Genomic DNA, 8414 nt, shown 5'->3' on the forward strand with positions numbered 1-8414 from the left:
CCGAGGTGCAAAACGGGCGCTTGCATGGACAGGAAGACGCTCGCCACGGCTATGGCGGAAGGAGGACGCCGCCGGTTCCGCGGCGGGAGTTACTGCGCCGGCTGCGCCTGGGCCGTCTTGAGTTCGCGGTAATGCGCCAGCTGCCTGGCCTGCGCCTGCACGGTCTGTTCGCGCAAGGTGTGCTGGCGACGTAGCGTATTGCGCTGGCCGGCGACCACGTTGCGCTGCTGGGCGATACTGTCGGCGAGCGTCTTGGGTACGGTGTCCTTGGCGTTCTCGATGTCGGCGGCGCGGCCGAGCAGGTCGGTCAGCGCCTTCTCCTGGCTGCGCAGGTTGATCTGGGTGGTGTGGATCTGCTGGTCTATGTTGTCCAGCGCCTGCTGCAGCGAGATCTTGTAGGACTCCTCGTCCGGGTAGGCCGACAGCATCTGTACATCGGCGTTCGCCTGCTCCTGCGCGGCCCGTTGCCGGGCGGCCTGTTCGGCGGCCAGCTTGTTGGCGGCGACGCGTTCCTCGGCGGTCAGCTGGCGCGGCACATGCTGTATCACCATGCCGCGGTCGTTGATCAGGTCGTAGCCGTACTTCATCGCCTCGGCGGTGAGGCTGTCGCTGAAATGCATCAAGCCCTGGGCGTCATACCACTTGTAGCGGATGTTGCCGCTATTCTGTGCGTGTACCGACATGCTGGCTAGCAGCATGACGGTAGCGGCGATGAGCAAGGTATTGCGCATGAACTCCCCCTTGGGGAGCCGAGTATAGCCGCCGTCACGACGCTGCCTAGCGCGGCGACGGCGGCGATGATCGCCACTGTGACCGGGTTCGCTGGAGTGTGCCGGCCGGAACGCTGCGATCAGTGCCGGACCCCATAGCGCTCGCGGTAGGCCAGCAGGCGGGTGTGTTCGACCGCCAGTTGCGGCCGCTCGCCGGCATAGGCCAGCACGTCGTCGAGGCTGGTGATTGCGATCACCGGAATACCGTAGTCGGCCGCGACCTCCTGCGCGGCGGAGCGCTCGCCCTGCCCGCGCTCCTGCCGGTCCAGCGCGATCAGCACGCCGGCTGGGGTGGCGCCGTGGTCACGGATCAGCGCCAGCGATTCGCGCACCGCGGTGCCCGCGGTCATCACGTCGTCCACGATCAACACCCGGCCCTTCATGGGCGCACCGACCAGCACCCCGCCCTCGCCGTGATCCTTCGCCTCCTTGCGGTTGTAGGCCCACGGCAGGTCGCGGCCGTGGCCGTCGGCCAGCGCGATGGCGGTGGCGGCGGCCAGTGCGATGCCCTTGTAGGCCGGGCCGAACAGCATGTCGACCGCGATGCCGGCCTGCACCACCGCGGCGGCGTAGGCGCGACCGAGCTGAGCCAGCGCGGCGCCCGAGTCGATCCGGCCCATGTTGAAAAAGTACGGGCTCTGGCGGCCGGATTTCAGGGTGAACTCACCGAAGCGCAGCACTTCGCGACGCAGGGTGAGTTCGATGAAGTCGCGCTGGTAGTCGTGCACGGATCGTCTCGCAAACGGTGGAAGTCGGGGCCGCGGCAGCGGGTGCTGCGGGTCGGCACGGTCGCCATGGTACAGCCGCCGTGGACCAGCCCGTTGCGGGCGGGCGCGTGGACGACGGAGCGGGGCGGCATGGTTGCTATGATGGCCCGCCGCCCGAGGAGTTCGCATGCGCATCATCAGCTTCAACGCCAACGGCATCCGTTCGGCCGCCAGCAAGGGCGTGTTCGACTGGTTGCGTCGGCAGCGCGCCGACGTGGTCTGCCTGCAGGAAACCAAGGCGCAGGAAGGTCAGCTCACCGACCCGATGTTCCGCCCCGATGGCCACCACTGCTTCTATCGTGACGCGACCAGCAAGAAGGGCTACAGCGGCGTGGCGATCTACGCGAAGCGCGAGCCCGACCAGGTGCTCACCGAACTGGGCTGGGACGAGTTCGACAACGAGGGACGTTACATCGAGGCGCGCTTCGGCAAGCTCAGCGTGGTCTCGCTGTACTTCCCGTCGGGCTCTTCCGGCGACGAGCGTCAGCAATTCAAGTTCAAGGCGATGGAGTGGATCACGCCGATCTTCGACCGGTGGCTGAAGAGCGGCCGCGACTATGTGATCTGCGGCGACTGGAACATCGTGCACACCAGGAATGACATCAGGAACTGGAGCTCCAACCAGAAGAATTCCGGCTGCCTGCCGGAAGAGCGCGCGTGGCTGGACCTGCTGTTCCAGGAGCGCGGCTGGGTGGACAGCTTCCGCGCGGTCAAGCCGGACGCGGTCGAATACACTTGGTGGTCGAACCGTGGCCAGGCGCGTGCGAACAACGTGGGGTGGCGGATCGACTACCAGGTCGTCTCGCCAGGCTTGCGTGAGCGTCTGAAGGCGTGCTCGATCTATCGCGACGAACGCTTCTCCGACCACGCGCCCTATACCGTCGATTATGCCGACTGAACCGGTGGCGGCCCGGCCGGCGAAGCCATCGGTATGGCGGGCGTTCGCGCAGCCGGCGGCGTGGACGATGTTCCTGTTCGGCTTCTCCTCCGGCCTGCCGTTCCTGCTGGTGGCCGGCACGCTGGCGTACTGGCTGAAGGAAAACGGCATCGAGCTGAGAGACATCACGATGATCGCCAGCGCCGGCATGACCTACGCGTTCAAGTTCCTGTGGGCGCCGCTGCTCGACCACTGGCGGATTCCCGGTTTCGCGCGACTCGGCCAGCGCCGCGGCTGGCTGCTGTTCGCGCAGCTGGGCGTGGTGCTCGGGCTGCTGGCGATGGTGCTGCTCACTCCGGTACAGCTGGCGCCGTTCGTGGCGGCCACCCTGGTGGTGGCGTTTTTCGGCGCCACCCAGGACATTGCGGTGGACGCCTACCGCATCGAGATCGCGCCGATCGAGGCGCAGGGCGCGCTGGTCGCCACCTACTCGCTCGGCTATCGCATCGGCCTGCTGCTGGCCGGCGCGGTGGCGCTGATCCTGGCCGACCACCTGCCGTGGCGGATGGTCTACGCGCTGATGGCGCTGGCGATGGCGGTACCGCTGGCCACCACGCTGGTCGCGCGCGAGCCGGAGGTGCTGCGGATACGCGCCGCGGGCTGGCGCGACGCGATGCGCGAGAGCGTGATCGATCCGTTCACTGATTTCTTCCGCCGCTATGGCTGGGTGCTGGCCGGCGTGACGCTGCTGTTCCTGCTGCTGTTCAAGATGCCGGAACAGGCGACGATCGGCGGCATCATGAGCCCGTTCTACCGCGACATGGGCTTCTCCAAGACCGAGATCGGCACGATCACCAAGATCTACGGGATCTGGATCGGCATCGTCGGCGTGTTCCTCGGTGGCGCCGCGGTGGCGCGCTGGGGCGCGTGGCGCCCGCTCGGCGTCACCATTGTGCTGTGCGGCTGCAGCAACCTGCTGTACCTGCTGCTGATCGCCCATCCCGGCAACCTGCTGGTGCTGACCCTGGTGATCTCCGGCGAGAACCTTACCTTGGGCATGCTGGGGCCGCCGACCGTGGCGTTCCTCTCCTCGCTGGTCAACCGCCAGCACACCGCGACGCAGTACGCGTTGCTGAGCTCGCTGGTCAACCTGCCCGGCAAGCTGCTCGGCTTCTTCGCCGGCGGCATCGCCACCGCTACCGGCTACGGCGGCTACTTCGTCATCACGGTGCTGGCGGTGCTGCCGGCGATGCTGCTGTTCGCCGGCCTGTGGCGCTACTTCCGTGGCGAAGAGCGTGCGCGCGCCGCGGCGGAAGCTGCCACCTAGACCGTCGATCGTCGGGTGTGGTTGCGCTCACAGCGAAATTGCCAAGTCGGCCACGAAATCATCATCGCGACGTGTGCCGGTGCGGCGGTTGTGCAAGCATCCATGGCACAGGGCCTACGTAACATGGAGTGACGGTTATGCCGGACATGGTCCTGCAGCATGTCGATAGCCTGCTTGTCGAGCGCATCAGGTCGCTGGCCAGGGATCGCCAGTGTTCAATCAACGACGTGATGCTGCACGCCTTGCGCAATGGCTTGGGCATCTCGGCCGCGCAGCAATTCAGCGAGAGTCTGCGTGACCCCGATGCACTGGCCGTCCTCGATGGCGATTGGGAGGCCGCGGAACAGGGGGTATTCCAGGAAGCGCTGCGCGCGCTGGCGCAGACCCGGCCGACTCAGCTGGCGCCGGAAAGTATCGGTCACGCCGGGCGCGCGGCGGGCGCGGAATAGATCGCGCCCAGCATCCGCGGACCGCGGGCGCCGGTGACCGCCGGCAGGTTGCCGGGCAGGCCGAGCAGGCGCTGCCGTGCCAGCCAGGCGAATGCAGTGGCTTCGAGGAAATCCGGGTCGATGCCGTAGCGCGAGGTACCCAGCAGCACGCGCGGCGCCAGCAGTTCGCCGAGACGGCGCATCAGCGCGTCGTTGTGCACGCCGCCGCCGCAGGCCAGCACCTCTTCCGCCTGCGGTGCCTGTCGCGCGATCGCGTCGGCGACGCTGTGCGCGGTCAGTTCCAGCAGGGTGGCCTGCACGTCGGCTGGGGCCAGCGTGGCCAGCGACGAGGCGCGTGCGGCCAGCCAGTCCAGATGGAAATGCTCGCGCCCGGTGCTCTTCGGCGGCGGCAGCGCGAAGTAGGGATCGGCCAGCAGCGCGTCGAGCAGCTCGGCATCGACGCGGCCGCTGACGGCGTAGGCGCCGTCGCGGTCGAACGGCTCGCCGCGCTGGTGCAGGCACCAGGCGTCCATCAGGCCGTTGGCCGGGCCGGTATCGAAGCCGAACACGCTGCCATCGGCGCCGAGCACGGTGATGTTGGCGATGCCGCCGAGGTTGAGCACGACCCGTGCGTGCCCCGGGCGCGCCAGCAGCATCGCGTGCAGCGCCGGCAGCAGCGGTGCGCCCTGCCCGCCTGCCGCGACGTCGGCGCGGCGGAAATCCGCCACTACGTCGATGTTGCAGCGTTCGGCGATCACACTGGGATCGCCCAGCTGCAGGGTGAACGGATATTCGCCGGTAGGTCGGTGGCGCAGCGTTTGGCCGTGCGAACCGATCGCGCGGACGGCCGATGCGGGCGTGCCGCTGTGTTCGAGCAGCCGTGTCGCGGCGTCGGCGAAGCAGTGGCCGATCTGGACGTCCAGCCGTCCAAACGCATCCAGGTCAAGCGCGCTTTCGCCTTGCGCAAGCGCGAGCATCCGCCTGCGCAGATCCTCCGGCCAGGGGTGTGCGTGGCTCGCTTGCAGTTGCGGCACGCCCCGGCTGAAGCCGATCAGCGCGGCATCGATACTGTCGGCGCTGGTGCCGGAGATCAGCCCGATATAAAGCGCCGAGGCATCATCCATGCGCGGCGGGCGCTCAGTTGTCGTGGTTGGCCGGGGCGCCCGCGCGCGCCAGCTTGATGCGGGCGTCGAGCTCGGTCAGTCGCGCCAGCTGCGGCTTCACCACCTCGGCCTTGAAGCGCGCCATCTGCGCGGCCGGCAGCGGCTCCGGCTTGGGCAAGGTCACCGTTTGCGGGTTGCGCTGCGCGCCGTTGACGCGGAATTCGTAGTGCAGGTGCGGGCCGGTGGCGAGGCCGGTCATGCCGACGTAGCCGATCACCTCGCCCTGGCGCACGCGTTCGCCCACGTGCTGGCCTTTCACGAAGCGCGACATGTGGCCGTAGGCGGTGCTGATGCTGCTGCTGTGCTGGATCACCACGAAGTTGCCGTAGCCGCGCTCCCAGCCGTGGTACTTGATCACGCCATCGCCGGCGGCATGAATCGGCGTGCCGCTGGGCGCAGCGTAGTCGACGCCCTTGTGTGCGCGCATGCGGCCGAGGATCGGATGCATGCGCGCGACGCTGAAAGTCGAGGAGATGCGGGTGAAGTCGACCGGGATGCGCAGGAACGATTTCTGGATCGGCCGGCCGTCCTCGCTGTACCAGCCATAGCTGCCGTCAGCCTTCCTGAAGCGGTAGGCGGTATAGCGCTTGCCCTGGTTGATGAACTCCGCCGCGATGATGTTGCCCTGACCGTAACGCACGCCGTCGCGATAGATGTCGTCGTAGATCACCGTGAAGCTGTCGCCCTCGCGCAGGTCCTGCACGAAGTCGATGTCGTACTTGAACAGGTCGGCGAGCTTGCCCACCATCGCCGCGTCCATGCCAGCCTGGTCGCCGGCGGCGTACAGGCTGCTGCGGATCACGCCGTGCGCCACCTGCTCGCGCAGGTCCATGTCGCGTTGCTGCACGGCCACGGTAGGTTGCGCGCCGTCGAGGCGGATGGTCGCGCGGCTGGCCTGGTCGCGGTCGAAGCGGAAGCCGTTGAGGCTGCCGTCGGCACCGAGCAGGAAGTCGAATTCCTCTCCGGGGCGGATGCCGTGCAGCGCGGTCCTGGCGTCGCCGGCGGCATCCAGCACCTTCTGCAGGTCGGCCATGCCGAGGCCACGCGCGGTGAAGATGTCCGACAACGTCTGGCCGGGCTGCACCCGCACCACCTGCCATTCGTCGACGGTGGCGGCCGCGGCATCCGGCGGCGCGACCTTGGGCAACGCCAACGGCAGCAACGAATGCAGTTCCGGCGTGGGAGCGGGGCGCATCGCGCTGGCCCAGGCGGGCATGATGAAGCCGGACAACAGGGTGATCAGCAGTGCGGTGCCGGCGAGCACCAGGTGCTCACGGTGCCAGCGGATCGGTTCGACCTCGCCCGAACGGTTGAACGACCAGTGTGCGCAACGCTCATAGAAACGGGAGTGGCGACGCTGTGCCTTGCGGCAGATAGCCTGCTTGCGGGTTTGCCGCGCCCCCTGATTTTCTTCGGTCATGCCCTGCGCGCCCCGCGATACAAAGTCGCAAACTGCGCGTACCATAACGGTCATGTGTAAATGGCGTCAACGCCTTTTCCATCAAGGGTTTGCGCGATATTCCCGGTTAACGCACAATTAACGCCGACGACGCAGCCACAACCTCGACTGTTGCCCGTCATCGTCATCCTCCAGAGAGATATGCATGAGCGAGCTCGAGCAGGCGCTGTCCACGATTGCGCGTGGCGCCGACGAAATCATCAAGCGGGAAGACCTGGCCGAACGACTGAAGGTAGGCCGTCCGTTGCGGATCAAGACCGGCTTCGATCCGACCGCGCCGGACCTGCACCTGGGCCACACCGTTTTGCTGAACAAGATGCGCCAGTTCCAGGATCTGGGCCATCAGGTGATCTTCCTGATCGGCGACTTCACCGGGATGATCGGCGACCCCACCGGCAAGAACGTCACCCGCAAACCGCTTACCCGAGAGGACGTGTTGGCCAACGCCGAGACCTATGCCGAGCAGGTCTACAAGGTACTCGACCGCGAGAAGACCGAACTGCGCTTCAACTCCGAGTGGTTCGGCAAGATGAATGCAGCCGACATGATCAAGCTCGCCGCCCAGCACACCGTGGCGCGCATGCTCGAGCGCGACGACTTCACCAAGCGCTACGCGGCGCAGCAGCCGATCGCGATCCACGAATTCCTGTATCCGCTGGTGCAGGGCTACGACTCGGTGGCGTTGAAGGCGGACGTGGAGCTGGGCGGCACCGACCAGAAGTTCAACCTGCTGATGGGCCGCGCCCTGCAGGAGCATCACGGCCAGCCGCCGCAAGTCGTGCTGACCATGCCGCTGCTGGAAGGCCTGGATGGCGTCAACAAGATGTCCAAATCGCTGGGCAACTACATCGGCATCAACGAGCCGGCGATCGACATCGTCACCAAGACCATGAAGATCGGTGACGAGTTGATGTGGCGCTGGTTCGAACTGCTCAGTTTCGAGGTGACGCTGGACGAGCTGGCGCGGATCAAGCGGGATGTCGCCGGTGGCGCGCTCAATCCGCGCGACGTCAAGCTGCGCCTCGCGCGCGAACTGGCCGCGCGCTTCCACGATGCGGCCGCCGCCGAGCAGGCGGTCGCCGGTTGGCAGGCGGTGGTACGGGGCGAAGGAGATACCTCGCTGCTGCCGCAGACGGATATCGCTGTGCCTGCCGAGGGCATCCGGCTGGCCGCCCTGCTAACCGCGGCCGGGCTCGCCGGGAGCAACTCCGAGGCAGGCCGCAAGCTGAAGGAGCGCGCCGTGCGCATCGATGCAAGTGTCGTGGAGGATGCGCAGCGTGTCTTCCATCCCGGCTTCGAGGGCGTCCTGCAAGTGGGCAAACGGAACTTCGCGCGGGTCCGGCTCGTCTCCGCCTGAGTCGTGGGCTGGCTGGCCGCCCGTTGACGCAGGGGGAATTTCGGGGCAACTCAGCCGCTTGCGGCACCTGCACGAGATTTTTCTGAAGAAACGCTTGCCAAAATAATCTCACGTCGTATTATTCGCGCCCCGCAGTCGCCCAACGTCGTCAGACGGACCAGCGGGACATCGAAGAAGAGCTTTTTCCAAGGTGTTGACGGACGTAAAAAGCGATGTAGAATGGGCGGCTCACCCGGGACGAAAGGTCACGGGGCGATCACTGAAAA

Annotated in this window: 8 protein-coding genes; 4 read left to right on the forward strand and 4 right to left on the reverse strand. The window is 66.9% G+C overall.

What is annotated here, in order from left to right; genetic code table 11:
- Window positions 1-89: 89 nt before the first annotated feature.
- On the reverse strand, window positions 90-731 hold the full coding sequence (locus AC1Q5A_RS09635; RefSeq protein ID WP_492700489.1) for a DUF4124 domain-containing protein: 642 nt from the start codon (window positions 729-731) through the stop codon (window positions 90-92).
- 119 nt (window positions 732-850) lie between these two features.
- Complete coding sequence (gene pyrE, locus AC1Q5A_RS09640; protein ID WP_492700490.1) at window positions 851-1498, reverse strand: orotate phosphoribosyltransferase; 648 nt, start codon at window positions 1496-1498, stop codon at window positions 851-853.
- Between the two features lie 166 nt (window positions 1499-1664).
- On the opposite strand from pyrE, the gene AC1Q5A_RS09645 reads away from it, so the two are divergent.
- The 3 genes from AC1Q5A_RS09645 (at window position 1665) to AC1Q5A_RS09655 (ending at window position 4190) form a co-directional block, all read left to right on the forward strand.
- Entirely contained in the window at window positions 1665-2435 is a 771-nt protein-coding gene (locus AC1Q5A_RS09645) for an exodeoxyribonuclease III (protein WP_492700491.1), read from the forward strand.
- A complete protein-coding gene (locus AC1Q5A_RS09650) occupies window positions 2425-3741 on the forward strand; it encodes an AmpG family muropeptide MFS transporter (RefSeq protein ID WP_492700492.1) in 1317 nt (438 codons plus the stop codon). The genes AC1Q5A_RS09645 and AC1Q5A_RS09650 overlap by 11 nt, the downstream gene beginning before the upstream one ends.
- Window positions 3742-3878: 137 nt before the next feature.
- Entirely contained in the window at window positions 3879-4190 is a 312-nt protein-coding gene (locus AC1Q5A_RS09655) for a hypothetical protein (protein WP_492700493.1), read from the forward strand.
- On the opposite strand, the gene AC1Q5A_RS09660 is transcribed toward AC1Q5A_RS09655, so the two are convergent.
- The gene (locus tag AC1Q5A_RS09660) at window positions 4160-5293 is read right to left on the reverse strand and encodes an anhydro-N-acetylmuramic acid kinase (protein WP_492700494.1); all 1134 of its coding nucleotides are present in this window, start codon (window positions 5291-5293) and stop codon (window positions 4160-4162) included. The genes AC1Q5A_RS09655 and AC1Q5A_RS09660 overlap by 31 nt on opposite strands.
- Before the next feature lie 13 nt (window positions 5294-5306).
- Window positions 5307-6752, reverse strand: coding sequence for an OapA family protein (locus AC1Q5A_RS09665; protein WP_492700495.1), 1446 nt, complete (start codon window positions 6750-6752; stop codon window positions 5307-5309).
- 184 nt (window positions 6753-6936) lie between these two features.
- On the opposite strand from AC1Q5A_RS09665, the gene tyrS reads away from it, so the two are divergent.
- On the forward strand, window positions 6937-8148 hold the full coding sequence (gene tyrS, locus AC1Q5A_RS09670) for a tyrosine--tRNA ligase (protein WP_492700496.1): 1212 nt from the start codon (window positions 6937-6939) through the stop codon (window positions 8146-8148).
- Window positions 8149-8414 lie beyond the last annotated feature (266 nt).

This window comes from Rhodanobacter sp. GW835-FHT13D09 (genome assembly GCF_058793995.1).